Source organism: Pseudarthrobacter sp. RHLT3-21, from assembly GCF_059383495.1.
The window spans coordinates 158578-185555 of record NZ_JBWZCI010000005.1; the positions used below are offsets into that span (position 1 = coordinate 158578).

A 26978-nucleotide genomic window follows, 5' to 3' on the forward strand; every position below is an offset into this window, starting at 1 on the left:
TCACGGTCAGAGCAAAAGCGGACATGCCGGGAAGGGGATATCATGGCGGAAATTCCAGTAGCCCGCACCCGGCGTGCAGCCTTCGACTGGCCCGTTGCTTCCGTTGCTGCACAGCGGACCGCAACTGCGCCGTTGGCGGGAGCGGGCGCCGCAGGAACCCGGTTCCTGCTCCCGCCAACTGTTTCCCCCGCAACGCCCGGCCGCAAGGCAGGGACAGCGTGGATCGCAACGCACATCAATCTTCTCCGCTTCACCGACTCGCTCATGGTGTCGGGCGCTGTTCTTGTTGGCTTTCTCCTTTCCAGCATCGGATTCGCCCCAGGCGTTGAAAGCGACAAGGGAGGCGTCCTCACCGCCGCCCTGGTGACGCTGCTTTGGGTCATGGCACTGGAAATCTACCGGACACGCGACTCCAAGGTACTTGGCGTCGGTGCGGACGAATACAAGCGGGTCGCCTCGGCAACGCTGCGGATCTTCGGCCTCATGGCCATCAGCGCAGTGGTGCTTTCCGTTCATGGTGGAACCGCCTTCGTCACGGTGTCGCTGCCGTTGGGGCTGGTGGCCCTGACAGGAAACCGGTGGGCGTTCCGCCGCCGGCTGACCAGGGAAAAGGCGTACGGACGCCACCTCTCGAAGGCCATTGTGGTGGGGGAACCGGAGGATGTCCGCTACGTTGTGCAGCAGGTGGCCAGAAAATCCGGCCCGGTGTACAAGATCCTTGGTGTCTGCCTTCCCGGGGCCCGGCGCGGGGGGAGCCTGCGCGTGGAAGGGCTGCAGTTCCCCGTCCTTTCCTCCACCGATGACATCGCCCGGACAGCGCGGCTTGCCGACGCGGACACGGTCATCGTGGCGGGGCCCCTCCCCGGCGGCAACAAGTTCATCCGTGAACTCGGCTGGAAGCTCGAGGAATGCGCCGCGGAAATGGTCCTGGCAGCCACCCTCACCAACGTTGCGGGTCCCCGCATCCATTGGCGGCCGGTTGAAGGCCTGCCCCTGATGCATGTGGACATTCCGCAATACTCGGGCGCGAAGCATGCGCTGAAGAGGGTTATGGATGTGGCGATGGCGCTCGGTGCCCTCCTGGCGCTGTCGCCGCTGCTCCTGGTGCTGGCCGAAATTGTGCGGCTGGACAGCCCGGGACCGGTCCTTTTCCGCCAGGACCGCGTGGGTAAGGACGGCCACACGTTCGGGATGTTCAAGTTCCGCTCAATGGTGGTGGACGCCGAGGCCCGCCTGGCGGCACTGAATCAGCAGAACGAAGGCGCCGGCGTGCTGTTCAAGCTGCGTGACGATCCGCGGGTCACCCGGTGCGGGCGTTGGATGCGGAAATACTCGCTGGATGAACTGCCGCAGCTCTGGAACGTGGTGCTAGGTGACATGAGCATGGTGGGACCGCGCCCGCCGCTGGCCAGGGAAGTCAATGGCTACGAACGCCACACCCGCCGGCGCCTGCTCATCAAGCCGGGGATTACGGGTCTCTGGCAAATCAACGGCCGCTCGGACCTTTCCTGGGACGAGGCAGTGCGGCTGGACCTCTACTACGTCGAGAACTGGTCCATCGCGGGGGACCTCCTGATCCTGTGGCGGACCTTCCGCGCCGTCATCAGGCCCTCGGGTGCCTACTAACCACCTCACCAGGGAGAGAACAAACATGAGAACCCCCAATCCTTTCCACGTCCCCACCCAGCGTCAGCCGACTCCGAAGCTGAAGATCGCCGTCGTCGGAGCCGGGTATTGGGGGCCAAACCTGGCCCGCAACCTGCAGGCCAGCCCCGTCTGGGACCTCGTGGCAATCTGCGACCTGGACCTGGAACGGGCCACCAGGCTGGCCGCGACGCTGGGTGACATTCCCGTCGTCGAGTCCCTGGATGAGCTGCTGGACACCTTTGATGTGGACGCCGTGGCCATTGCGACGCCGGCCCGCACCCACCACGGGACCGTCATGACGGCGCTGCGCGCCGGTAAGCACGTCCTGGTGGAGAAGCCGCTGGCGGACAGCCGGGCCCACGGACTGGAAATGGTGGCGGAGGCCGAGGCGAAGGGCCTGGTGCTGATGGCGGACCACACGTACTGCTACACCCCGGCGGTGCTGAAGATGCAGGAGCTGGTGCAGGCAGGGTCGCTGGGCGAAATCCTCTTTGTGGACTCCACCAGGATCAACCTGGGGCTGGTGCAGCCCGATGTGGATGTGTTCTGGGACCTGGCTCCGCACGACCTGGCGATTCTCGACTTTGTCCTCCCCGGCGGGCTGAACCCAACGGAGGTCTCGGCTTTCGGTGCGGACCCGCTGGGGACCGGCAGGGACTGCGTGGGGCACCTGAACTTCCGGCTTCCCAACGACGCCACTGCGCACGTGCACGTGAACTGGCTGAGCCCCACCAAGATCCGGCAGATGGTGATCGGCGGCTCGCTGCGGACCCTCGTGTGGGATGACCTGAATCCGCAGCAGCGGCTGAGCGTGTACGACCGCGGCGTGAGCCTGGACAGGCAGGCCAAATCGGCGGGTGAGAGGAAGACCTCCGCCGTCTCCTACCGGCTGGGGGATACCTGGTCCCCGGCACTTCCCGAACGGGAGGCACTGGGGCAGGTGGTGGAGGAGCTGGCCTACTGCATCCACAACAAACGCGAGGCCCGCACCGGCGGCGCGTCCGGCCTGCGGGTACTGTCCGTGCTGGAAGCTGTCACGCGCAGCCTGAGCATGGACGGCAAGTCCTCCCCGGTGGAAGGGTCCGAGCTGGCCGCTGCAGGCGTTCGGTTTGAAGGTGCGCGGTGAGCGAGCTCCGGGGGGCCAATGTCCTGGTGACCGGCGGGGCGGGAACCATCGGCTCAACCCTGGTGGATGCACTCCTGGCCGCCGGCGTGAACCGGATCGAGGTGCTGGACAACATGGTCCGGGGCCGCCTGGGCAACCTTGAAGAGGCCCTGGAAAGCGGGCAGGTTGAGTTGGTCATGGGCAGCATTTGCAACCGGGACCTTGTGCATGACCTCACCAAAGGCAAGGATCTTGTGTTCCATCAGGCAGCCATCCGGATCACCCAGTGCGCCGAGGAACCGCGGCTCGCCCTGGAAGTCCTGGTGGACGGGACGTTCAACGTCCTGGAGGCCGCCGCCGAGCACGACGTGGACAAGCTGATCGCCGCGTCCAGCGCATCGGTCTACGGCATGGCCGAGGAATTTCCCACCACCGAACGCCACCACCACGCCAACAACGACACCTTCTACGGAGCCGCGAAATCCTTTAATGAAGGAATGGCCCGCAGTTTCCACGCCATGACCGGGCTGGACTACGTGATGCTGCGGTATTTCAACGTCTACGGGCCGCGGATGGATGTCCACGGACTGTACACAGAGGTTCTGGTCCGGTGGATGGAAAGGATCATGGACGGCCAGCCACCGCTGATCTTCGGCGATGGCCTGCAGACCATGGACTTCGTGTACACCGCCGATGTTGCCCGGGCCAATGTCCTGGCCGCTGCCAGCGACGTCGGCCGCGGTATTTACAACGTCGCCAGCGGCACCGAGACGAGCCTGCTGGAAATGGCGCAGGCGCTGCTCCGGGTCATGGACTCGGACCTGGCTGTGGAACACGGCCCCGCCCGGCTGGTTAACAGTGTGGTCCGCCGGCTGGCTGACACGTCGGCGGCAGGGCAGGACCTGGGATTCAAAGCAGAAGTGGAACTGGAAGAAGGACTCCGCGAACTCGTCCGTTGGTGGAAGCCGCTGCGCGCGGAGATTTCCGCGACAAGGAAAGTTGGTGCCTGATGACCGCGGAAACAGCCCTTGCCCGGATCAACGTCATGAAGCCTTGGCTCGGCGCTGAGGAAGCCCAGGCACTGGCGGAGGTGGTTGCCTCAGGCTGGGTGGCGCAAGGGCCCAAAGTCAAGGAATTCGAGGCTGACTTCAGCGCCGCGCAGGAGGTGCGCCACGCCGTCGCGACCTCCAGCTGCACCACGGCACTTCACCTGGCGCTGGTAGTGGCGGGCATCGGTCCCGGGGACGATGTGGTGGTGCCGTCACTGTCCTTCATTGCCACCGCCAACGCGGTGACCTACGTCGGGGCACGTCCGGTGTTCTGCGACGTCGACCCGGCCACCGGCAACGTGACCGCGGAGACCATCCACGCGGCCCTGACACTAGACACCAGGGCGGTGATTGTGGTTGACCAGGGCGGGGTGCCGGTTGACCTGGACCCCATCCGCGAACTCTGCGCCCGGAACGAGATCACCGTGGTCGAGGATGCTGCCTGCGCCGTCGGATCCCGATACAAGGGCCGGCCCGTTGGTACCGGGGCTGACGTGGCGGTGTGGTCATTCCATCCCCGCAAGGTCCTCACCACCGGCGAGGGCGGCATGCTCACCACGAACCGGGCGGACTGGGCCGCGCGGGCGCGGACCCTGCGGGAACACTCCATGAGCGTTTCGGCGACCGACCGGCACGGATCATTACTGGCCCCGCCGGAGGTTTATCTCGAGGCAGGGTTCAACTACCGGATGACTGACCTGCAGGCCGCCGTCGGGATAGTGCAACTGAGGCGGCTCGCGGCAGTGGTGGAACGGCGTCGGGAGATTGCGGCGGGGTATGTTGCCGGGCTGGCGGGCCTGAAGGGCCTGCGGTTCGTCGCAGATCCGCCCTACGGCACCACCAACTTCCAGTCCTTCTGGGTTGAGGTCCTGCCGGGCTTTGGGACCAGTCGGGAGGGGCTGCTTTCGCAGCTGGCTGATGCTGGCATTTCGGCCAGGCGTGGCATCATGGCTGCGCACCGGCAGCCCGCATACCGCTGGCGGGACTCCGGCAACGCGAGGCTGCAGCACACGGAGCGGCTGACCGACAGGACGCTCATCCTTCCTGTCTTCCACGAACTGGACACCGCCGGCATGAACCGTGTCATGAGCACCATCCACGCTGCCGCCGTCGACGGAGTGGGGACATGAGCGAGCTGATTCTCATAGCTGCAAGCGGGCTCGCCCGCGAAGTGCTCGCCATGGTGCGCAGCAGTGGCCAGTACGACGTGGTGGGGCTGCTCGACGACGACAAGGAAATGGCGGGCGTCACCGTCGATGGGGCACCTGTCTTGGGGACCATCGACGACGCGCCCAAGTTCACACACGCTTTTGTGTTGGTGTGTCTGGGCTCCGGAAAGTCGCGGGAAACGGTGGTGGAGCGGCTCACCGCCATGGGGTTGCATGCGGCGCGGTACGCCACCGCGATCGACCCGTCCGTCCAGAGCCCGGAGGGGTGCCGGATCGGCCGGGGCAGCATCCTGCTGCGCAACGTGACGCTGACAGCCTCCGTCACCCTGGGCTCGCACGTGGTGGCCATGCCCTCGGTGACTTTCACGCACGACGACGACGTGGCGGACTTCGCCACGTTCGCGGCCGGCGTGTCTCTGGGCGGCGGAGTCCGGATTGGCCGGGCAGCATACTTGGGGATGAATTCCAGCGTCCGGGAACGGACGTCGGTGGGTGCGTACGCCACGGTAGGCATGGGCGCCGCCGTGCTCAGCAACGTTCCCGACGGCGAGACGTGGGTGGGCGTTCCGGCCCGCGAAATCGACGGCGAAGCCTTCTGCCACGGGAGTGGACGATGAGCGCGGGGGTGCTCAGCCGGAGTTCGGGCGCACTGCGCCTGGCCGCCGGCCAGCTGCGGCGGCGCCCCTCAGTTTCGGTGGTCATCCCGTGCTACAACTACGCGCGCTACCTGCGGGACGCGGTGGCTTCGGCTCTGGGGCAGGCTGAGGTGGATGTGGACGTGGTCATTGTTGACGACGCATCGACTGATGAAAGCGGCCAACTGGCTCTGGACCTTGCGTCGGCCGACCCCCGTATCCGGCCCATCCTGCACGCTGAAAATATGGGGCACATAGGCACCTACAACGACGGCCTGTCCCGGGCCACCGGCGACTATGTGGTGCTCCTGTCCGCAGACGATCTGCTCGCGCCGGGCTCCCTGGCCAGGTCCACTGCGTTGATGGAAGACCATCCCGAGGTGGGTCTCGTTTACGGTTTTGCCGAAGAGTTCTCCGAGACCGTACCGCCTTCGCCCGGCAAGAGGGCCTCGTGGTCCGTGTGGCGGGGAGAAGCGTGGATCGGCATCATGTGCCGGCGCGGATCCAACATCATCACAAACCCGGAAGCTGTCCTCAGGCGGACAGTATTGGAACAGCTTTCCGGGTACCGGGCCGACATGCCCCACGCCGCAGACATGGATCTGTGGCTTCGTGCCGCCGCAATCAGTGGTGTGGGACGGGTCAACGGACCCGTTCAGGCGTACTACCGCGTACACGGCCAGAACATGCACCTCACGGACTTCAGCGCGACCCTCGACGACATCCGGGCGCGACGTGAGGTCTTTGACGAGCTGTGCACGCTTTCCGGTCCTGCACTGACCCGGCCACGCCAGTTCCTGCACGCCGCACGCAAGGCACTCGCTATCGAGGCCGTTCGCGCGGCGATCCATCTTGCCGACAACGACGACGGCCAGCCGGGACATTCAGCTGCCCTTGCCGATTTCGCGTCGCAGACCGATTCGGCCATCACAGCTTCTGCGCTCTGGGCCTCATACCTGCGGCGGTCGGCCGGGGAGTCTTCAATTGCCGAGAGAACCGTTTCGGAACTCGTGTACCGCTGGCGCTGGTCATTGCAGTGGCGGCGTTGGAGGCGGTCCGGAATATGACAGCAGCGGCAGCAGGCAGCCTGCGGAGCCGGATCGGGACGGGGCTGGCGTGGAGCACGGTAAACAGCCTCGTCCTTCGCCTGGGCAGCTTCGCTGTGGGCATCGTTCTGGCGCGATTGCTGGCACCCGAGCAATTCGGGGTGTTTGCCGTGGCGCTGACTGTCCAGGCTGTCCTGATGACGTTGGCAGACCTCGGTATGAGCACCGACCTGATCCGCTCAGAAAACCCCGAGGCAAAAGGCCCCACTGTAGCCACGCTGGCACTCGTGTCAGGAACGATGCTGACAGGGGTCATGGCCGCTTCTGCCCAAGGCCTCGCCGATCTCTTGGGGAGCAGCCAAGCCGGACCCGTCATTGCCGTGATGGCGTTCTCCATGATGCTTGCCGGCGCCGGTGTTGTCCCCTACGCCTCTCTGCAGCGCGAATTTGCCCAGAAGAAGCTCTTCATTATCGCCGTGGTGGAGTTTGTCGTTGGCACCGCATTGACGATTGGCCTGATTCTTGGTGGCTGGGGAGTCATGGGCCTGGCGGTTGCCAGGATTGCGTCGCAGCTCCTGACTCTTGTGCTTCAGTTCATCCTTTCCGGTGAACGGGTCCGCTTCGGCTTTGATCCGGCCCTTGCCCCCGGGATCCTCAAATACGGGATCCCCGTGGCTGGCGCAAATATGCTCTCGTGGGCGCTCCTGAATGTGGACAACGTGGCGATCTCACGGCTGGCAGGGCCTGTCGCACTGGGCTTCTACTTCCTTGCCTTCAACATTTCCACTTGGCCAATGAGCGCCCTTGGCCAAGTGGTGAGGTCAGTATCGATACCTGCGTTCGCCCGGCTGGCCGCAGGACGCTCTGACCAGAGCCTCGCGGCGGTCTTGGGGCCGGTCTGGGCGGTTTCGCTCCTTGCCGGATTGATGCTCGCGGTACTCGCAGCACCCGTCGTCGAACTGGTATATGGAGAAAAGTGGCTGCCCGCTGCCGTCGTCCTTGCCTGGCTGGGGCTGTTCGGTTCCCTGCGCACACTTTTCGACCTTTCCGCCTCCTACCTGCTGGCGAGGGGTGCCTCCAAGGCGACCCTTTTTGTGCAGGTCGCCTGGATTGCCGCCCTCGTCCCGGCTGTATTCACAGGAGTCAACGTGGCAGGGATTGCCGGCGCGGCAATCGCTCATCTTGCTGTAGCCGTCCTGATCGTGTGCCCCGCTTATGCGATCGCGCTGCGATCGAACGGCGCGGACCTCCTGGCCGTCGGCGCCCGGCTTTGGCCGCCCGTGGTGGCAGCCATACCTGCTGCGGGCGCCGCCCTGGGCGCCATGGCGCTGCAGCCGACGCCTTTGGCCTCTCTGTTTGCAGGCGGGGCCGCAGGTACCGGCGTCTATGCGCTGCTGCTCGCCACATGGTTCCGCCGCCAGGTCCGCGAGGCAATCAGGTGGATGCCTGGCAGTGACGTCCGAAACAACAACGAAGCCAATGCCGACCAGCGGTTGGCCGCACCGTCAGGGGGAATGCCATGACACAACAACAAGTGCCACTGGTTGATCTGTCCTACCAGCAGCTGCAGATCAACGATGCAATTCGTGAAGGGTTTAACCGCGTCATCGCGGAGTCCAGCTTCATCATGGGGCCCCAGGTGGCTGAGTTTGAAGAAGCCTGGGCGAATTACTGCGGCGTGAAGTTTGCAGTTGGCGTGGGAAACGGGACCGACGCCATCGAGCTCGCTGTGCGGGCAACCGGAGTGGGTCCCGGGGATGAAGTCATCGTCCCTACCAACACCTTTGTTGCCACTGCCGGGGCAGTCCTTCGGGCCGGGGCCAAACTCGTTCTCGCTGATTGCGACGAAGATTTCCTGCTTGACCCCCGGGACGTGGCAGACAAGCTCACGTCAAGGACGAAGGCCGTCATTGGCGTCCATCTCTTCGGACAGGCCGCTGCCATGGAAGACATCGGCGCCGCCGTGCCGCCGGGCGTAGCGCTGATTGAGGACATGGCCCAGGCCCACGGCGCCAGGAGACATGGCGTTCGTGCCGCCGGACTCGGCCATGTCGCCGCCACAAGTTTCTATCCGGGCAAGAACCTTGGCGCTTATGGCGATGCGGGGGCCGTCATGACAAACTCCGAAGACGTTGCCACCCGGCTGCGCGAGCTGCGCAACCATGGCGGAATGGCCCGCTACCAGCACTTGGACATTGGCTTCAATTCACGGCTGGATACCCTCCAGGCAGTGGTCCTCAATGCCAAACTCGGGCTGCTGGATCAATGGAACCAGCAACGCGTTGAGGCTGCTGCCCGGTACGACGAACTGCTTCGCGGCCTGGACGGCGTTGTCTTACCCCGATCCATTCCGGGCAATGACCACGTCTTCCATCTCTACGTTGTCCGGGTTCCCGAGCGGGACCGCGTTGTCCACAAGTTGAACAGGGGCGGAATCGGAGCCGGGATTCATTATCCGAATCCGGTCCACCTGCTGCCCGCCTACGCCTTCCTCGGACATCGGAAGGGCTCGTTTCCGGTGGCAGAAACTCTCACCCGGGAAATCCTGTCTTTGCCGCTCTACCCCGGAATTACGCCATCACAGCAGGAGATCGTGGCAGACGCACTCCGGTCAGCGCTAAGGGGCTGAAGTCATGGACAACACCTCAGTACGTTTGCATCAGCGCATCAGGGTCAGGCCACTGCTGGAACGGCCGTACACACCCACAGTGACCGTCGTCATTTCCTGCTACAACTATGCCCACTACCTTCCCCAGGCAGTTCAGAGCTGCCTCGATCAGCTGGACGTGGACGTAGACGTCATCATTGTCGACGACGCTTCCACGGATAACAGTCTTGCGGTCGCGCAAGGCTTGGCAGCAGCCCACCCCAACATTTCAGTCGTGGCGCACAGCCAGAACAAAGGGATGGTGGAGACGTTCAATGACGGGGCCAAGACGGCCACCGGGGAGTTTCTGGTCCGCCTGGACGCAGACGATCTGCTCACGCCGGGATCGCTGTCCCGCGCCACGCTCGTGGCCCAGAACTACCCTTCAGTTGGGCTGGTGTACGGACACCCGATTCACTTCTCCGGGGTCACCCTCCCCAAGGCGCGCGAACGGGCCACCGCCTGGACCATCTGGCCGGGTACGGAGTGGCTCCAGGACCGCTGTCTTTCAGGGAAGAACGTCATCACTTCGCCGGAAGTGCTCATGCGCCGGGCACTCCTCGAAACGCTCGGCTATCAGGCACCGCTGCGCCACACTCCTGATATGGAGCTATGGTTCCGCCTGTCAGCATTTTCCGATGTGGCCTATGTCCAAGGCGCCGACCAGGCATGGCACCGGGACCATGAGGCCAGCATGTCGGCCAAGGAAGTAGACGAGTTGGTTGATCTTCGCGAGCGCGGCGAGGCATTTGACGTTCTATTCCAGGGTCCGCTGGCGGGCAAGCCGGAAGCTCCAGCGCTGCGGGCCATCGCCAACAAGACACTTGCCAGCGAAGCCCTGTCGACGGCCCGGCATGAGTTGGACCGCGGGGCCGGTGCCAGCCCGCTGTACTCGTTCTGTTTAAAGCTGGCAACATCACTGGATCCCGTCGTGGTGGACAGTCCTGCGTGGCAAAAGCTCGAAGCTCGCTCCTTGGCCGGTCCCATCCGGCGTTCCCCAGGCATCAAATCGTTGGCCGCACGGTTGAGGGGCCGGATCAGATCCGAGCTGCAATGGCAACGCTGGCACAGGACGGGGGTGTACTGAGATGGAATCAACAGCCCTATTGGGCGTTGTACGCCGCGTCCGAACAAGCGGAGCCAGGGACATCAGCCGCCGTATTGCCCGTCGCGTGACCCGCTTCCTGTCAACCACGTTTGATACGTCGACGCTGGAGTTCCCACTTCTGCCGCAGGATATTGCCGATTCAACCCGGCTCCGGCTCGATCCTCCCCCTGGCACCGGCGCACCTGATGAACCACTTCACCTGGCATGGATTTGTACCCCTCCCGGTGCCGGCTCGGGAGGCCATACAACGCTTTTCCGGATGCTTGAGGGTATGGAGCTGCGCGGGCATACGTGCTCGCTGCTCCTTTATGACCGCCACAATTCGGATCCAGCTCATTCTGCGTCCGTAATACGCAGGCACTGGCCCCAACTGAAAGCCGACATTCAACAGGTGCCGGGTGCCATCGAGGGCTTCGACGGCTGCATCGCCAGTTCATGGGAAACAGCCCACGTGCTGGCCAGTCGCGGGCAAACGGGCATGCACCGATTTTACTTCATTCAAGACTATGAACCGTTCTTCTACCCCCGAGGCAGTCTCTACAGTCTCGCGGAGGACACCTACCGATTCGGCTTTCGCAACATTGCTCTCGGCGACATGGTCGCTGGTGCTCTTAAGGAAAACATCGGTGTTGACCCTGCGAGCGTGTCCTTCGGATGTGACACGTCGGTCTACAGGCTTGAAAACCTGGGGCGACGTCATGGCGTGGTGTTCTATGCGCGGGAAACGGTAGACCGACGGGGCTTCCTTTTAGGCAAACTGGCCCTTGAGGAATTCCACAAGCGGCACCCTGAGCAGACCATTCATGTATACGGCGACGCCATTGGCCGCTGGCGGACTCCTCACACGCATCACGGTCGGCTGGCCCCCCGTGAGCTGAACCAACTTTACAACTCGTCAATCGCCGGCCTCGCAATGTCGCTAACTAACATCTCGCTTGTTGCGGAAGAGATGCTTGCCTCGGGTATGACGCCTGTTGTCAACGCCAATCCCTATGCTCAGGCAGACCTCAACAACCCATACGCTCGGTGGGCGCCTGCTACGCCGGGCGGCCTCGCGGATGCCCTCTGCCACGTCGTGGAGCAGCCCGAGGATCCGACCAGAGCGCTTGGCATCTCCGCTTCTGTCCGCCGAGGTTGGACACCCGCGCAGTCGGCTTTCGCCGGAATCATTGAAGCGGAGGTAGCAGCATGCAGGATCTGACACCCGCGAGGCCAACACGTCGATCGCTGGAGTCGGCACCGGCAACGGCCCGGGTTGAGTGGCTTGACGGCGTTCGAGCCTTGGCCGCATTCTTTGTAGTGCTCCACCACTCGTGGCTGATGACCGTGGGCGGTTATCCGGGCAACAACGGCCCCTGGTTCACGGACTGGCTGATCTACGGCCATTTGGCGGTGTCAGTTTTCATAGTTGTCTCCGGTTACTCCCTTTGCCTGTCGCCGTCGCGATATGGAATGCAGCTGCGAAGCGGAGGCCGGGGATTTCTGCGCCGCCGCTTCTGGCGCATCGTCCCGCCGTACTGGGCTGCGCTGGTCATTGCGGCACTGCTTATTCAGTTCGGGCTCTATGCGCCTGCAGACAGCCAGAACTTCGAGGCACGCGACTTCCTGGTCCATTTCCTGCTTCTTCAGGATGCGATCGGGAATACGTCGCCTAATGGCGCTTTCTGGTCCATTGCTGTGGAGTGGCACATTTACTTCCTGTTCCCACTGATCCTGTGGGGGTTCCGCCGCTACGGCATCAGGGTCGCACTGCCGGCGACGGCTGCAGTCGTAATAGGGCAGCAACTGCTGGGCCAACTTGTTCCGGCTGTGGGGGCGTTCAACCGTTTCACCCCCGCATATCTGGTGCTCTTCATGGCCGGGGCTTCGGCGGCTTGGCTGGTACAGCGACGGGAGGGCGGCCGGGAGGGGCTCATGTCAGCCGGCCTCCTGGGAGCCGCCGCCGCCATCTACCTCATCGCTGCCGGCAGCGAGCGAACGGTGGAGACATATTTCTGGGTTGACCTGGTGGTTGGAGCGGCCACCGCCAGCCTTTTTGTAGCTCTAGGCCAGGGCCGGCTCCGCTGGCTGGGTTCGTTCCTGGCACTGCGGCCGCTCGCTTTCCTGGGATCCTTCGCCTTCAGCCTCTATCTCATCCATGCGCCTGTCCTGGCGATGCTGACGGAATATGTGGTTAGGCCGTCCGGGCTGGGGGGCATTGATAGCCTGCATCTGCTGCTCCTTGTTGGCTGCCCCAGTTCCGTGGCTGTCGCCTACCTCTTCTTCCTCGTCTTCGAGCGTCCTTTCCTGACCATCCGAAGCTTCGGGCAAATCGCCAGCGCCTTGCGTACGCCGTTCGCATCGTGGCGAAAGCCGCGAATTCGCAACCGCAAGGACGCCGGACGGGCCCCCGCTGCGCACCCCTTGAAGGTGACTGAGCCATGAAAGAAATGGTGGTGCTCACGCCGTCCTACTTGCCGGACTTTGAAAACTTCGTCCGCCTCCATGAGTCCGTTCTCAGGTTCACGGACGAATCTACGTGGCACCACGTCATCGTGCCGCGGCGCGACCTCCCGGCGTTCCAAGGGATCCGCTCGCCACGGCTCCGCGTCTGGTCAGAGGCGGATTTCCTCCCCAGTGGCTTTGTCGCAACCGATGGCCTGGCCGCGCTCCGACGCCGTGTACCCATCCTTCCGAAAACAATCAACTGCAGCGCCATCAACCTCCGACGGCCCTGGCCGCCGGTCCGGGGCTGGATTCTGCAGCAGATTCTCAAGCTCTCCGCGGCGACACAGCTGGACTGCGCTGCCGTTGTGATCATCGATTCTGATGTTGTCCTCATCCGACCCCTGCAGGCTTCAACGTTCCTCCGCGGCGGCGCCGTCCGACTCTATGAGAAGCCGGACGCCGTGACGGCTGACCTTGAACGCCACTTGACATGGACCAAGACGGCTTACGATCTGCTTGGACTCCCTTGGTCCGGCGAGGCAAGCTTTCCGGACTACGTGGGCGGCATAGTGTCCTGGGACCCGCGGTTGGTCGCCGCATGCCGCGAACGCATCGAGGCAGTTTCCGGATCCGACTGGGCTACGACGGTGGCATGTCGGCTCCACTTCAGTGAGTTCATTCTGTACGGAACCTACGTCAGGAATTTCGGAACCCCCGCGGAGCGGTCATTTTCGGAGGACCGGACGCTATGCCACAGCTACTGGTCGCCAACCCCCCTGTCGGGCGAGACGGCTGATTCCTTCGCAGCCTGCTACGACAACCGTGATCTTGCCGTTCATGTGCAGTCCAACTCCGGAACCGCCACCGAAGTCATCGATCGGCTCGTTTCGGTGCTAGCCGGGAGGGCGGCCAGATGACGCTCTATCCCACGACGCTTCCCGAGCCTGCCAGTCGTTCGCACTCAATCCTTAAAATGCTGCTTCTCATCGTCTTGGTCTTGCCGTCCTACATGGTCATCGGCGCCTTCGGCGCCAGTGGAAGCGCAGGTCAACTGCTCGCCCTGGCCGTCTTTGTTCTCTGGCTGATTGCCGCGGGATTCGGCCTCCATGACTCCATGCCATTCGGCCATCCCGGGCGGGCCGCGCTCCTGTTTTGGATATTGGCGTCTTGCGCCAGCTATGCCGCCATGTTTGCTGGTCTCAGCGGGAGCAATGACGATGCAGGACGTGCTGCCGCGGATCGATGGCTGATCTTGGTACTGGCCGGCGCCGGAATCACTCTGGTTACTACCGAATCCGTCCGGACCACTGCAGCGGTGAAGTCAGTGACCCGGTGGGTCATGGCCGGAGCGGCCTTCTGCTGCGTGGTGGCTCTGGTGCAGTTCTCATTCAAAATCAACCCGATGGAGTGGGTGGCGTCCCTGATGGTCGGCTTCGAGGACAACGGTTCGGGTACCGCCTTCCAGAGCCGCGAAGCGTTCATGAGAGTGGCCGGCACAACGATGCACCCTATTGAACTCGGCGTTGTGTGCTCCATGCTTCTTCCCCTGGCAGTCTGGTGGAGCCTGTTCGACTCCCCTGTACGGCCTTGGCTGAGATTCTCGGTCCCCGTACTCCTCTTTGCCGGCAACGTCATCACAGTTTCCCGCACAGGCCTAACTGGGCTTGCGATCGCAGCGCTCGTTCTCATTCCGTACCTCCCCAAACTGGCCCGTCGGTGGGCGTTTGTTGCCGTGCCCTCTGGGATTGCTGCACTGTTTCTGTTTGTGCCCGGAATGGTCTCGACGCTCTTTTCTTCAGCCACAGCCGGTTCATCGGATTCCTCAATCACCTACAGAACTGATGACTATCCGCTGGCCTGGCAACTGTTCTTTGAGCGGCCGTGGCTGGGCCTGGGCCCGGGGACATGGATGCCCGTTGATATGAAGAATGTCTTTGACAATCAATATCTGCTGACGGTGGCGACGATGGGCGGAATCGGTCTGGCAGCCTTGCTGGCCTATTTCCTTGCCCCGTTCTTCGCCAGCCTGACTGCGGCACATCACGCCCAGACCAGCGAGATCCGGGTACTGGGCGGGGCAGTCGGTGCTGCCATGCTCGTCGCCGCGGTCTCCGCAGGAACGTTTGACGCGCTGTCCTTCCAGACCTTCGCTCTCCTTTGTCCCTTTTTCGTGGGTCTCAGCGGAGTGGTCTGGCTGATGGTCAAACAAGAAATGTCCGCGTCGCCAACGCCCGCGGAGTCGAAGCCCTCCGAGGCAAAAGAAGCGGGGAAGGAAGACCCATGGACCCATTAACAGTCCTAGTTACCCTCTGGCGGCACAGGTGGGTGACGTTGCCGGTGGTCCTGCTGACTCTTGCCGCCTGCGTGTACGTATACCTGTTTGCTCCGCGCACCTACGAGGCAACGGTGTCCTACGCCCTGACAGCGCCCGACGTCCCCTCTAACTACGAACTGGAGCACGATGCCGAGCTCGCCAAGCTGAATTCGGACAATCCGTATCTTCGTAGCAGCGACAGCTCACTGCTTGCCCAGGTAGTGATCACCAAACTGTCTGACCCCACATACGTGGACCAGCTCAAAGAAGCCGGTTTTGGAACAGACTTCAAGATCGCTCCTGTTGCCAGCCTTGGCATGGGACTGGTCACGGTCAGTGCCTCGTCTGAATCCCCGGCTGAGGCCGTCGAAACGGCAAAACTAGTGGGTGACCAATTCACCAATACCCTGAACTCTGTCCAGAAAGTCAAAGGGGCTGACGACCGCTATCTCTACTCGACCATCCTGGTGCGGGGCCCCGGACCGGCCAAGGAGCTGTTCTCAAGCCGCCTGAGGTCACTGATTATGGTCGGGATCGCCGGTAGCGTACTTCTTTTCAGTGCGGTATCGGTGGCACGCTCCATCCGGATCAGGCGCGTGCGTAAGAGCCCTGAAGGGCAGCGGGAAAAGGTATCGGCGGCCGCGGAGAACGTGTCAATCGCCGCGGCCAGGCCTGAGGTTGAGCACGGCGAGTCCGTTCCTGCCCCCTCCCGGAGGTCCATGAGGGGGACCCAAACGCCTGCCGCGGTGAATGCTTCCTTGACGGCTGCGGCCGTGCCGGCTCGTGCTATCATCTCCAGCAATCCAGCAACCACGGATTCCCCGCCCAGCGAGGCTTCCCGCCTTGTATCGGTCGGCGAAAAGATGCGCAACTCCTAGCAGTGACGTGCAGAGTGACCAGAAGCCCGGACGCCTTCCTCGTCCGGGCTTCTGGTCACTCTTCGCGTAGCTAGCGGCTGGAGTCGTCCCGCTCCCACCTGATCCCCCGGCGCGGAGCCATTCGACCGGCCAGGGCGAATGCCGCGTAGACGGCCGCATCGACTGCGGAGCCAGCATCACGGACTGACCGTGCCAGTTGGCCTACCGTACGGCCGGTATGTGATCCGGCGACCTCACGCAATTCTGCGTTGCCGCGGTACACCCTCTTAAGGATGGCCAGCAAAGTCCTGGCGGAGCGCGGTGTCCTTACGACGACTGGAGGACAATCCAGTGTTGCCTTTTCGCCGTCGCCGAAGAGACGGTCAATGAAGCAATCGTCAGCAGTCACGGTGGGAAACTCGCCCAACCGGCCGTGTCCCGCAAGGCTAAGGCCATATACACCAGCGCCCCACATTGATTCAGATGCCTGCGGCAGGCGGTTTCTCGCCCGGTAATAGGCACGCACCGGCCATGACGCACCCAGGGTGTCGTACCGGAACGTCGGACGGGCACACAGAGTCTTTTCGTCATGGGCAAGCCGCTCCAGAGTGGCACACAGCGCCTCGACCGGGAGTTCAATGTCCGCATCGAGATACACCCTCGGCCATCGTGACGCTGCACGATCCCCTGCGTTCAGGGCAGCTATCTTGGATGCCCCCGGGACCTCAATTACCTGAACCCCTCGAAATCGGCGTGCCAGTGACTCCGTCCCGTCACTGCAGCCGTTACACGCAACGATGACCTCCACAGATCCGCTGGCCAAGGGCTCCGCCAGTGCCTTCAACGTCCGCTCGATCACCGCCGCCTCGTTATGGGCGGGAATGATCACGGAACCTGTGGGAATGCCCGCACGGTGTCCCTCCGCAGGCGCATAGTGAACTGCGCGCGGGAGCCGCTCCCAGGCCTTCTCCTTGCTCACCGCGGTAAGGACCTTAGTACGCCGTGGCAGAGGTAAACGCAGGACCGCGGAAAGGACGACGGCGGCACGGAAGGCCCGTGCGTAGCCGCCGGGATGAAACTTGCGGATGTATCTGATCCGGTTGGTTGCCATGAGGGCATCCAATGCAGCAGATGTTCCGGAACCGCCCCGGCAGTGCATCATCCGGGACCGTGGCTCGAACCACACATCGGCGCCCGCTTCACGGACACGATGAAGGTAGTCGGTTTCTTCTGAGTACAGGAAATAACTTTCTTCCCAGTCCCCCACCACCTCGGTGACGTCAGGCCTGATCAGGAGGGCTGCTCCCGTTGCCCAGTCGATCTTGTGGGCATGAAGATAGCTTTCTGAATCAAAATCCATTTCGGACAACCAGCCCGGACGCCCTGGGAGCCTGCTTCCCAGCAGCGCATCTCCGAAGGCCCGGGAAATGCTGGGCTCCCTGCGTAGCGAAGGATAGACCGTACCGTCGTCGTCGAGCAATAACGGCACCACCACACCAGCCCGCGAAGAAGTCATCCTGTCCCGCAGGGCCCGGAGAGATCCCGGCACCACCCGCATGTCCGGGTTGAGGACAAGGTAGGCATCGGTGGTGCCCGCCATTGCCACGGCCGCATTGATTGCAGCGGCGTAACCCAGGTTTCCCCCTGTCGCGAAGGCGAAGACGTCGGGGTGGTCCTTCAGTGCCAACAGCGTGGACGGCGACGGCGAATTGTCCGCCACGATGACCTTGATGGATTGGTCCAGAGCCTCCCGTCTCAGGCTTTCGAGAAGGACCGGAATATCTGTTTCACTGTTGTAAGTGACCACAAGCACCGCAACATCCGTGTGCTCGTCCCTCGGTGAGAATCCTTGCATGCGCGCGGTGGGAGCTGGTGGTGGCTTAGTCTGCCCCGAAGCTGGATAACCCGGGCGGACAGCGTCCACCGCGCTGTTTGGGCGGCCGGCAGCGCTGCAGCGGCGGAGTTTGAGGTAGGCTTCCGGCCCGTCCACCAGGTATCGGTTAGCAAGTCGCCGTGGTTCCAGGGCGAGGCGCCATGCCCATTCAAAACCGAGATCCCGCACCGGAGTGGGAGCCCTCTGTACGCGACCGGCCAGGAAATCGACGACGGCGCCAAACGCCAGCATCACCCTTGCCCCTGTCAGGTGTCCGAACTCGGAAATCCAGAGTTCCTGCCGTGGCTTGCCGAGGCAAACCACCAGTATGTCCGTTCGGGACGCTGAAATCTCGGCCGCCAGGGCCAGGGAGGCTTGCGGATCTGCGAGCGAGCTTCGCTCTGGAGCCCACCAGCCGGCCACCGCCAGATTGGGGTGTGCGGTCGCGAACCTGTCTCTGATAAGGGCATGTGCGTCCGCGGTTCCACCCAGGAAGCCGACCCTCAGCCCCTTCGCCTCGGCAGCATCAAGTACCGGCCAGATCAGATCGCTCCCGGCGAGCCGCGGCCAACGCCGGTGGGTGATCCTCTCCGCCTCCGATACCAGCGGGGCTCCGTCGAGGAGCGTCAGCCATTCAACGGAGGTCTGTTGTTCCAGCGTGTCCGCCCAACGGTTGCCCTGACCAAAATGATTGACGTGGTCCAGGTTGGCTGACGCGACGCCGAGCGGCAGCGGTCCTCCCCGTATGGCCCGATCAACAATGGAGTCCAGCGCTTCCTCGAAGTCCAAAAGCCTGACCTGAGTGCCGCCGAGAGTTACCCACTCAACAGCGCTGCGCTGCGCCGCGGGATCGGTTTCCGGAGTGAGCACAGGTCGATGACGGGCGGGCCGGAGCAGGGCAGCCGGCTGCACGAAGCTTCGCAGAGAACCTGTCAGTGTCATGTGGCCTAACCTTTCGATGGAATGCCGGTTAAGGTGAAGACGGAACCTGGAGGAGCTGTATAGCGGACAGTCCCGCGCTCCATGACGGCGTTCTCGCCGGATTGCATGTTCCGGACGGCATCGGTGACGTTGCTCGAAAGCTGGACGGTTTGGGCAACTCCGGGCGCCTGGAGGACGGCCTCCACGGGCTGGTCGGACGAGTTCTGACCGAACAGGGTGACCCGGCCTGAAGCCCGGTCATGGAAGGCCACCAGCCGGACTGCTTCCTGATCGGATGACGCCGCCAAACGCACCGAATTCCGGGGCGTATGCCTTATCAGTTGTTGGAGGACGAAATATGTCTTACGCGGGCTGTAGGTCCCAGTCCTGGAGTCGTACGCCAGCAGTCCCCAGTAGCCCATGCTTTCGTGATGTTCGTAGTAGCCGTCCCAGGCGTCGTATTGCTGCAGACCCGATGCTCCTTGTTCCAGGAGATCGATTGCATGTCCGGCAGTTGCGGCTGCGGAAGTCCAGTCCGTGGGGTTCGGTGATCCGGAATCGCAGCCGGGGCAGGGTCCGGAGAATTCGGTGACCCAGAAATCAACCCCCGTGTTGGTTGCCCGCGGCAAGGCATCGTTAGTTCCAGCCGCATCACCGTCGTACGTGTGGATGCCGAAGTGGGCCAGGCGCGACATCACCAGGGGGTCCTTGGCTAACGCCGGAAGATACTTCTCAACACCCTTCGGCGCGGAGGCAGTATCCGGTCCCACGAGGCGGATGTCGGAAAGACCTAGCCCGTCCAACCGATTAATAAGTTTGTGGAGCAGTCGCACGTATTGATCAGCGCCCACCTGGGGCCCCTCGATACCGTTCCAGTCTGTCTCGTTCATCGGCCCGAGGAGCTTGAAGTCGAGTCCCCTGACGGTACGGCCGTAGGCGACCATGGAGGCAATCATGCGCACCCAGTGGTCTTCGCGGGACTCGTCAATCCGGTTGCCGCCCATCCATGCGGGGACACCACCCATCACATTGACCATGACCTGTTGACCGGGCTTGGAGTTGATGTACTCGACGGTCTCCCAAAGGTCCGCCATCTTGCCGTTCTCGTAGATGGATGAGTAATAGTTCCAGTCGATAATTTCCGTGCTTTCTGGGTTTTCCACGGCTTCCCAGTCAGCCTTGTCGACGATCACCCGCCAGGTGACTTCACCGAGTTCGGTAATCCGGTCGATGGCAGGCCGCAGCTCTCCGTTGTTCCAGCTGTGAACGTTGGCATTTACTCCCAGGCCTGAAATCACCTGGAATTCAAGCTGTTGACCTGGTGCGTTCGCAGTCGGATTCGAGGCAGCCTGGGAGGGCTCCGGTGGTGCAGGATGCGGGGCAACACCCCCATTGACCGCACCTGAACACCCTGCGATGAGCACCATCACGCATCCCAGTACGGCTGCGCTGAACCTTTCGAGCCGACTCATTCGATGTCTCCGTCCGGTTCGCAACCGGTCACGAACGATTGAAAACGACATCGACCCAGTAGTTGGTGCTTCGGAAACTGTCGGTCGGGAACCCTGCCGTGCCATAGCGGTAGACGCCGTTGGCTCCGTCCACACCACTGGCGAGACCATGAAGAGGAGCGTTGTCCGCGGAACTGTTGAAGTAGTCCCTGGTTGATGAATAGAAACCGACAGGCGCGTAGTAGGACACGATGTAAGTGGTGTTGGCTGAGATGGATACCGGTGTCAAGAACAAAGCTTGCTGCCAGCCAGAACCCGTCTCGCCCACAAATATAACGGTCGCGAGAAGAGTCCCTGCTGACGACCAGAGGTGCCCGATGTGGATCCCGGTGTTGGAACTGCCCTTGAAGAATCGGACGCCGGTTACTGTGCCGGCAACGTCCGAGCGGAACTTCATCCCCAGCTCAGTCGCATTTCGATCGTTGGTGTTGACCGTGGCGGGGACAGCGTTCGGACTAAAGACGCTGCATGGGCATGCTGAGGGGGCTGCTTTCGTGGTGAAACTCCAGGAGAAGGGCGAGCTCATTGCCGCACCGGCAGCATTTGTAGCCCCACTCACAGTTGCCGTGTACGTAGTACTGAACGCGAGTGCCGCGGCGGGAGAGAATGTAGATGTATTGGTCAGCGAGTCATACGCCGCCGATCCGGCCACTGCAGTTCCTAATGCGTCCTTGAGGCTGAATATCACCGACGATCCCGTGACTGCCTGGTTGAACGTAGCTGTGGGCTTCACTGTCTCAGATACGACTGTTGCGCTGTTTGCTGGTGAAACCGCCGTGACAGACGGGGCTGTTCCTGTCGTGCTGGCGTTGAACACCACGTCCACCCAATAGTTGGTGTTGTTGAAACTGTCCGTGGGGAACGCGGTTGCGCCATAGAGGTAAAGACCATTGGGCCCGTCGTCACCACTGGCCAGGCCATGCAACGGGGCACGGTCAACAGAGGACGAGAATTGTCCGCTGCTCGAGGAGTAGTAACCCTCTGGAGCGTAGTAGGACACAACGTAGGTGGTGCCGGCGGCTATGGGAACGGGTGATGAGAAGAGTGCCTGCTGCCAGCCCGTTGCCGACTCTCCGGTGAAGGTAACCGAAGCCAGGATCGTTCCTGTTGCGGACCACAGATGGCCTGTGTGCGTTCCCGTGTTTGAGCTGCCCTTATAGAAGCGCACGCCCGAGACGGTCCCGGCTGTATCCGAACGGAACTTCATGCCTAGCTCCACGGCATTGCCATCCTCAGCCGAAACCGTTGCGGGGACGGCGTCTGCACTGAAAACGGTGCATGGGCACAATGCGGGAACTGCGGCTGTTGTGAACGACCACGTATAAGGCGCACTCATGCTCTGCCCGGTTGTATTGGTCGCGCCGCTGACCGTTGCCGTGTAGGTGGTGCTGTACGAGAGGGCAGCACTCGCAGTGAAGGTGGCCGTTGTTGTTGCCGCGTCGTAGGCGACCGTCCCTGAAACTGCCACGTTGGCCGCGTCCTTCAAGGCGAAGACCACCGACGACGCCGTTACTGCCTGGTTGAACGTTGCGGAAGGCTTTACTGTCACGGCAACGGAGGTAGCGCTACTGGCTGGCGTCGACGACGAAACAGCGGGAAGCACGGCCGCGGCGGTGGTCGTAAATGTCCATGAGTACGGTGCACCCATGGTTTGCCCTGTGGAATTAGTGGCACCGCTGACTGTTGCCGTGTAAGCAGTGTTGTACGAGAGAGTGGCCGTCGGCGAGAACGTAGCAGTGTTGGTGGCCAAATCATAGGCAGTGGACCCCGGCACCGTGGCATTCGCTGCATCCTTCAGCGCGAAGACCACGGAGGACGCGCTTACTGCCTGGTTAAAGGCCACCGTAGGCTTGACCGCCACGGGAACACCTGTTGCATTGTTTGCTGGAGTCACGGTAGTGACGCCAGGCGCCGCTCCGGTGGGAGTCGTACCAAAAACAACGTCCACCCAATAATTGGTGTTGTTGTAGCTATCCGTGGGAAACGCTGTACCACCGTAGCGGTATACGCCGTTGGGCCCATCCGTCCCGCTTGCCAACCCATGCAGCGGCGCCCTGTCAGCGGCGCTGCCGAAATATCCGCTGTTGGCCGCATAATGGCCATTTGGTGCATTGTAGGAGACCACGTATGTGGTGTTCGCCGTGATGCTCACGGGAGCGGAGAAGTTGGCCTGCTGCCAGCCGGTCGCCGTCTCGCCCGCAAACGTGACGGACGCCAGCAGCGTCCCGGTTCCGGACCAAAGGTGACCAGTATGGGTACCAGTGTTGGATGTGCCCTTATAGAACCGGACACCTGTCACTGTGCCCGTCACGTCTGAGCGGAACTTCATGCCCACTTCCACCGCGTTGATATCACTTTCCGCGGCGATTGCCGGAACTGACGTGGGACTGAACACCGTGCAGGGACATGACTCCGGCGCGGCAACCGTGGAAAACGTCCACGAATAGGGCGCCGTCATCGACTGGCCGGAGCTGTTCGTCGCGCCGCTCACGGTTGCCGTGTAATTGGTGCTGTACGCCAGGGCGGCCGCCGGAGCAAACGTCGCGGTGTTGGACGAGGTGTCGTAGGCCGTTGAGCCCGCGACTGAGGATCCGGCAGCATCCTTCAGGCCGAAGACCACCGATGGGCCAGTGACCGCTTGGTTGAACGTCGCTGCCGGTCTTGCTCCCACCGCCACACTTGTTGCGTTGTTCGTCGGTGAGACTGAGGAAACGGCAGGCGCCACCGGAGCCGCCACTGTAGTGAACGTCCACGAATAGGGTGCGCCCATTGCCTGGCCACTGGAATTCGTTGCGCCGCTGACGGTGGCTGTATATGCCGTTCCGTACGCGAGTGCACTCGCCGGTGTGAAAGTGGAGGTGTTTGTGGCTGCGTCATGTGCGACGGATCCGGTGACGGACGCGCCGGCAGTTGTCTTCAGTGCGAAGACCACTGAGTTGCCTGTTACCGCCTGGTTGAAAGTCACTGATGGCCTAACATTCAGGGCGACGCCCGAGGCACTGGACGCAGGAGACACCGAGGATACCGCCGGAGCGACCGTCCCTGTTGGTGCGAACTGCGCGTCGACCCAGTAGTACTCGGCGTCGTAGATCTGATCAGGGAAGCCGGATGCGGACCCGTAGCGGTAGAAGCCGTTGGGAGACCCCGGAACGCTGCGTGTGAAGTGCAGCGGAGCGCTGTCCGTGAGGTTCATACCGCCAGAGGGAGAGGGGTTGTTGTAGAAGTACCCAACGTCCTGGGCGTAGTGGCCTTGCGGCGCGAAGTACGACACCACATAGGGGGTGTTTGCCGCGATGGCCAGCGGTGGCGACAACGTGGCCGTTTGCCAGCCCGTGGCAGACTCACCTGTGAAAGTTGCGCTGGCAAGTCTCTGACCGGTGGCGCTCCAGACGCTGCCGATGTGGGTCCCGGTGTTCTTGACGGACTTAAAGAAACGGACTCCGCTGATGGTGCCGGCGACCTCGGAAGTGAACTTCGCACCGACTTCTATGGAGTTGATGTCGTTTGCGTCAGGAATCGCGGGAACTACATTTCCGCCGATGATAGAGCACGGGCACGCAACATTCACTGGCGCGCCTGCTGATCCCGATCCAAGGTTGCCACTGTCATCAACCGCCCGGGACCGCAGCACTGATGTGGGACTTCCATGGGCATTCCACGTGAAGGTCCAGTTCGTGGTCCCATTCGCCCGGCGCCAGGTGGCACCGCCGTCGGTGGATACCTCCACTCCGGCCACTACTCCCCCAACGTCGGACGCAGTTCCGGAAACCGTGACGGTCGTGCCATCTGCAATCGTCGAACCCGCGGCAGGGGAGGTGACTGTTGACGTGGGGGCGGTGGCATCAACTGAGGGTTGGGCGGGGGTCAGGCTGCCCATCAGGGTGACAGGCTGGGACCCCATATCGGCGAACAGGTTCACCGTGGCCTGCTGCATATTCCGGTCCACGGCCTTGCCGGTGGTGAAGGGGTCCAGGCCCCACGACCATTGGACGGTACCGGCGCCAAAGACGAGGGCGCCACTGGAGGCCTTGTACATGGTCAGGTTGTGGGTAGCTGTCCCGCCCTGTTGGGTAGTGGAGCCGTAGTCGGTAAAGATCTCAGCCGAAGTGCTTGTAGTTTGGGACAGCCGGAAGGCACCTGGTGGCCTGAAGCCGTTATCCGCGTCAACATCCCATTCATAACCCAGCGTGCCCACGCCGGCACCCAAAGTCGCCGAGGCCCCCGCAGCCAAGCTTGGTATCGAGGTGCCCCGCCACAGCCGAAGCTGCTTAAAAGCAGCCGGAACAACGATGTCCGTGGTCCCGGAGTTGACCACAAAGTACTGCCCGGTCAGGGAGTTCTCCGGGTTACCTCCCCCGGTTGCCGTCCCGAACCGCGGATCACGCCAGGTTCCGGTCCACGCCACCGGATCGGTCTGCGTATAGAAGTGGGTGTCCTTGTAGGAGACCAGCGTCCTGCCGGCCGTATTCGCGCCGTCTGCACTCGGCTCCCACCGCGTCTTCCAGAACATTTCATTGCCGCTGAAGAAGGCAAGGTGGACCCCGGCGTCGCGTGCTGCCTCGACATTGTCGCGCTGATCAGCGGACCAGTATTCGTCGTGCCCAACCGACATAAAGGCCTTATGGTTGAGCAGCAGTGGCGCCTTGGTGGCCACATCCAAACCGCTCATGTAACTCATGTCGTAGCCGTTTGCCTCCATAAAACGGATCATTGGATACTCGGCGTACATCAGCCAGCTGCGGCCCTGGTCATCGGCGGCCGAATTAAAGGGCCTGTTGTACGAAACCTTGAACGCGGCCTTATAGGCGAGAGGAGTTCCCGGCGGACACGCGACGGTGCAGCTATAGAGGCTGTTTCCGCCGTACGTGTTGTAAGCCTGCCAGGTGGTGTCCGACGTTTGGAACAGGACATCCGAGTGCGCCGCATCATCGCGGACAATGAACGGAATGACACTCGCCGCGCTGTTGTCGGTCCTGACCAGCCGCGCCAGGTAGACCCCGGAGACTGCCGACGCCGGCACAGGCCACGACGCAGAGACGGCCCAGTTGCCACAATCGATCAGGCCCGTCGCGGAGAACGTGGCGCAGTTCGGCTGGGACTGGGGCAGCGGCACTGAGGGAAGGATGTTTGCGGCGACCTTGCGGGCGCCAAGCCCTTGGTAGTAGCCCAGCCGGTAGATATCGATCCGGTACGCACTGGCAGTGCTCTTGACCTTGAAGGTCACTGTCTGGCCGACGTTGACACTCATCGACGTGGCGTAGCCCTGAATGGTGCTGTTGCCCGCACCAGCTACCTGCCACTCGGAGGCGGGGCTGCCTGGCTGGGTGTTCTCGCAAGCGACCTTGCTGACCACCGGCGCATCGCACGGACCTGCGGCGCGGGCAGGAGCCAGCAGCGACGGGTCGGCCGCGATGGAGAGCGTGGAAACGATCAACGCAAGGACCAGCGCAGGCACACCCTGCTTGAGGATCCGCCGGGAGAACAATCCAGGTGCAGACTTCATTTTCGGCTCCATAGTCGCGGTACAACCACGCAGCGGCAGGATCCGGGGTCTGCACTCCCCTGTCCTGCCAGCGGTACCGGCCTCCCGGCACCTGACTGTCGCGTTCAGTTAGTTGTTACCGATGTCCTGGGTGGCGATAAATGAATCGCCGCAGCGGCCCGGAACCATGGACCACATACCCATAGGGCATCCGTGTTTTTCAACCGTAGACGCGGCTGAGCGCGGCCACTACTGAAGGGGCGTGACTTTGTGGATATCCGCACCAGTTTTGTGGTGCGGATTCAAGCTGTACGAAACCCTTAAACCGCCGTGCCGCTCCGGGTAGTTGGGGTGGACCGCATGGCCCGCATCAGCGGAAACGCAGAACGACGCCGCCAGCGCCTGCCGCCGCTGGCTCACGGTTGCGCCGAGGCCGTCGGAGACCCGCACCAGCACGTCCTCGAGGATGGGTCCGCAGGCTCCGGAACGGGAGTTGGATCCGATTTCCTCGTGGTCGAACGCCGCGAGGACGGCGATCGGCCCACCGGCCGCGCCGCCAGAGGCAGCAGAAGAATGCGCGATCAGCGACGCCAGCCCGGCATGCGTCGCGGAAAGGTTGTCCAGGCGCCCGGAGGCGAAGAACTCCCGGTTGGCCCCGAAAACGCAGGAGCCTGTGTGTCTGCAATAACGACGTCGTACCCGCCAACCCGCGCAGGATCCTCCGAAACGCCGGCGACGTGGGAAGCGAGCACGGCGTCATGCCGGGGGTCACGTTCACCCACGACGACGACGTGGCGGACTTCTCGACCTTCGCAGCCGGAGTTTCCCTGGGCGGGGGCGTGCGGATAGGGCGGGCCGCGTACCTGGGCATGAACTCAAGCGTGCGGGAACGGACGTCGGTGGGAGCCTACGCCACGATCGGGATGGGGGCTGCCGTATTGAGCAACGTCCCGGACGGGGAAACCTGGATCGGCGTTCCGGCCCATGCCATGGACTTCGGTCCTGGCGCGGCCGGTCCCCTCATGAAATATTTCGGTCAATCCGGGACTCAACCGGCACGCAAGGCGACTCACCGCCTCCAGGCAGAGGCGGGGGACCCAGAGTCTCAAGGGCATGGCATCAAGCCGGCCCTAGTACTACAGTGCCCGGAGGGTGACAACTTCATCGTCGCCGTTAAGGAATTCCAT

At 62.8% G+C, this 26978-nt stretch carries 17 protein-coding genes and 2 pseudogenes; 15 read left to right on the forward strand and 4 right to left on the reverse strand.

Going from position 1 to position 26978, the window contains the following annotated elements; genetic code table 11:
• Window positions 1-42: 42 nt before the first annotated feature.
• The 14 genes from AC50YA_RS07915 (at window position 43) to AC50YA_RS07980 (ending at window position 16025) form a co-directional block, all read left to right on the forward strand.
• Window positions 43-1626, forward strand: a complete 1584-nt coding sequence (locus AC50YA_RS07915; RefSeq protein ID WP_494981750.1) for a sugar transferase — start codon at window positions 43-45, stop codon at window positions 1624-1626.
• A gap of 25 nt (window positions 1627-1651) precedes the next feature.
• Window positions 1652-2773 carry a Gfo/Idh/MocA family protein gene (locus tag AC50YA_RS07920; RefSeq protein ID WP_494981751.1) on the forward strand — a complete coding sequence of 374 codons (1122 nt, stop codon included), beginning with the start codon at window positions 1652-1654 and terminating at the stop codon, window positions 2771-2773.
• Window positions 2770-3762, forward strand: coding sequence for an NAD-dependent epimerase/dehydratase family protein (locus tag AC50YA_RS07925; RefSeq protein WP_494981752.1), 993 nt, complete (start codon window positions 2770-2772; stop codon window positions 3760-3762). The genes AC50YA_RS07920 and AC50YA_RS07925 overlap by 4 nt, the downstream gene beginning before the upstream one ends.
• Window positions 3762-4931, forward strand: coding sequence for a DegT/DnrJ/EryC1/StrS family aminotransferase (locus tag AC50YA_RS07930; protein WP_494981753.1), 1170 nt, complete (start codon window positions 3762-3764; stop codon window positions 4929-4931). Before AC50YA_RS07925 ends, AC50YA_RS07930 begins: the two co-directional genes overlap by 1 nt.
• Entirely contained in the window at window positions 4928-5587 is a 660-nt protein-coding gene (locus AC50YA_RS07935) for an acetyltransferase (RefSeq protein ID WP_494981754.1), read from the forward strand. The genes AC50YA_RS07930 and AC50YA_RS07935 overlap by 4 nt, the downstream gene beginning before the upstream one ends.
• A complete protein-coding gene (locus AC50YA_RS07940; RefSeq protein WP_494981755.1) occupies window positions 5584-6672 on the forward strand; it encodes a glycosyltransferase family 2 protein in 1089 nt (362 codons plus the stop codon). Before AC50YA_RS07935 ends, AC50YA_RS07940 begins: the two co-directional genes overlap by 4 nt.
• Window positions 6669-8174: a lipopolysaccharide biosynthesis protein gene (locus tag AC50YA_RS07945; RefSeq protein WP_494981756.1), complete on the forward strand. Its 1506-nt coding sequence runs from the start codon at window positions 6669-6671 to the stop codon at window positions 8172-8174. The genes AC50YA_RS07940 and AC50YA_RS07945 overlap by 4 nt, the downstream gene beginning before the upstream one ends.
• Window positions 8171-9280, forward strand: a complete 1110-nt coding sequence (locus AC50YA_RS07950) for a DegT/DnrJ/EryC1/StrS family aminotransferase (protein ID WP_494981757.1) — start codon at window positions 8171-8173, stop codon at window positions 9278-9280. Before AC50YA_RS07945 ends, AC50YA_RS07950 begins: the two co-directional genes overlap by 4 nt.
• Before the next feature lie 4 nt (window positions 9281-9284).
• Complete coding sequence (locus tag AC50YA_RS07955) at window positions 9285-10385, forward strand: glycosyltransferase family 2 protein (RefSeq protein ID WP_494981758.1); 1101 nt, start codon at window positions 9285-9287, stop codon at window positions 10383-10385.
• 85 nt (window positions 10386-10470) lie between these two features.
• Window positions 10471-11607 (forward strand): rhamnosyltransferase WsaF family glycosyltransferase, encoded by a 1137-nt coding sequence (locus tag AC50YA_RS07960; RefSeq protein ID WP_494981759.1) that lies wholly within the window; start codon window positions 10471-10473, stop codon window positions 11605-11607.
• On the forward strand, window positions 11595-12830 hold the full coding sequence (locus AC50YA_RS07965; protein ID WP_494981760.1) for an acyltransferase family protein: 1236 nt from the start codon (window positions 11595-11597) through the stop codon (window positions 12828-12830). Before AC50YA_RS07960 ends, AC50YA_RS07965 begins: the two co-directional genes overlap by 13 nt.
• Window positions 12827-13750 (forward strand): DUF6492 family protein, encoded by a 924-nt coding sequence (locus tag AC50YA_RS07970; RefSeq protein ID WP_494981761.1) that lies wholly within the window; start codon window positions 12827-12829, stop codon window positions 13748-13750. Before AC50YA_RS07965 ends, AC50YA_RS07970 begins: the two co-directional genes overlap by 4 nt.
• Before the next feature lie 56 nt (window positions 13751-13806).
• Window positions 13807-15126: an O-antigen ligase family protein gene (locus tag AC50YA_RS07975; RefSeq protein ID WP_494981762.1), complete on the forward strand. Its 1320-nt coding sequence runs from the start codon at window positions 13807-13809 to the stop codon at window positions 15124-15126.
• Window positions 15114-16025, forward strand: coding sequence for a YveK family protein (locus AC50YA_RS07980; RefSeq protein ID WP_494981763.1), 912 nt, complete (start codon window positions 15114-15116; stop codon window positions 16023-16025). Before AC50YA_RS07975 ends, AC50YA_RS07980 begins: the two co-directional genes overlap by 13 nt.
• 70 nt (window positions 16026-16095) lie before the next feature.
• Here the strand turns inward: AC50YA_RS07980 and AC50YA_RS07985 are convergent, their stop codons facing one another.
• The 4 genes and pseudogenes from AC50YA_RS07985 to AC50YA_RS08000 form a co-directional block, all read right to left on the reverse strand.
• Entirely contained in the window at window positions 16096-18819 is a 2724-nt protein-coding gene (locus AC50YA_RS07985; RefSeq protein ID WP_494981764.1) for a WecB/TagA/CpsF family glycosyltransferase, read from the reverse strand.
• A gap of 5 nt (window positions 18820-18824) precedes the next feature.
• The gene (locus tag AC50YA_RS07990) at window positions 18825-20270 is read right to left on the reverse strand and encodes a glycoside hydrolase (RefSeq protein WP_494981765.1); all 1446 of its coding nucleotides are present in this window, start codon (window positions 20268-20270) and stop codon (window positions 18825-18827) included.
• A gap of 28 nt (window positions 20271-20298) precedes the next feature.
• Window positions 20299-25812: a DUF4082 domain-containing protein gene (locus tag AC50YA_RS07995; RefSeq protein WP_494981766.1), complete on the reverse strand. Its 5514-nt coding sequence runs from the start codon at window positions 25810-25812 to the stop codon at window positions 20299-20301.
• 258 nt (window positions 25813-26070) lie between these two features.
• Window positions 26071-26546: pseudogene (locus AC50YA_RS08000) on the reverse strand (M18 family aminopeptidase); the annotation flags it as partial.
• Window positions 26547-26549: 3 nt separating this feature from the next.
• On the opposite strand from AC50YA_RS08000, the pseudogene AC50YA_RS08005 reads away from it, so the two are divergent.
• Window positions 26550-26792, forward strand: a pseudogene (locus AC50YA_RS08005) (LbetaH domain-containing protein); the annotation flags it as partial.
• Window positions 26793-26978: the final 186 nt, after the last annotated feature.

Excerpts from the sequence above, each read along its gene's own strand:
- AC50YA_RS07915 (WP_494981750.1), top strand. The coding sequence starts at position 43 with ATGGCGGAAATTCCAGTAGCCCGCACCCGGCGTGCAGCCTTCGACTGG.
- AC50YA_RS07920 (WP_494981751.1), top strand. The coding sequence starts at position 1,652 with ATGAGAACCCCCAATCCTTTCCACGTCCCCACCCAGCGTCAGCCGACT.
- AC50YA_RS07930 (WP_494981753.1), top strand. The coding sequence starts at position 3,762 with ATGACCGCGGAAACAGCCCTTGCCCGGATCAACGTCATGAAGCCTTGG.
- AC50YA_RS07935 (WP_494981754.1), top strand. The coding sequence starts at position 4,928 with ATGAGCGAGCTGATTCTCATAGCTGCAAGCGGGCTCGCCCGCGAAGTG.
- AC50YA_RS07940 (WP_494981755.1), top strand. The coding sequence starts at position 5,584 with ATGAGCGCGGGGGTGCTCAGCCGGAGTTCGGGCGCACTGCGCCTGGCC.
- AC50YA_RS07945 (WP_494981756.1), top strand. The coding sequence starts at position 6,669 with ATGACAGCAGCGGCAGCAGGCAGCCTGCGGAGCCGGATCGGGACGGGG.
- AC50YA_RS07950 (WP_494981757.1), top strand. The coding sequence starts at position 8,171 with ATGACACAACAACAAGTGCCACTGGTTGATCTGTCCTACCAGCAGCTG.
- AC50YA_RS07955 (WP_494981758.1), top strand. The coding sequence starts at position 9,285 with ATGGACAACACCTCAGTACGTTTGCATCAGCGCATCAGGGTCAGGCCA.
- AC50YA_RS07965 (WP_494981760.1), top strand. The coding sequence starts at position 11,595 with ATGCAGGATCTGACACCCGCGAGGCCAACACGTCGATCGCTGGAGTCG.
- AC50YA_RS07970 (WP_494981761.1), top strand. The coding sequence starts at position 12,827 with ATGAAAGAAATGGTGGTGCTCACGCCGTCCTACTTGCCGGACTTTGAA.
- AC50YA_RS07975 (WP_494981762.1), top strand. The coding sequence starts at position 13,807 with ATGCTGCTTCTCATCGTCTTGGTCTTGCCGTCCTACATGGTCATCGGC.
- AC50YA_RS07980 (WP_494981763.1), top strand. The coding sequence starts at position 15,114 with ATGGACCCATTAACAGTCCTAGTTACCCTCTGGCGGCACAGGTGGGTG.
- AC50YA_RS07985 (WP_494981764.1), bottom strand. The coding sequence starts at position 18,819 with ATGACACTGACAGGTTCTCTGCGAAGCTTCGTGCAGCCGGCTGCCCTG.
- AC50YA_RS07990 (WP_494981765.1), bottom strand. The coding sequence starts at position 20,270 with ATGAGTCGGCTCGAAAGGTTCAGCGCAGCCGTACTGGGATGCGTGATG.
- AC50YA_RS07995 (WP_494981766.1), bottom strand. The coding sequence starts at position 25,812 with ATGAAGTCTGCACCTGGATTGTTCTCCCGGCGGATCCTCAAGCAGGGT.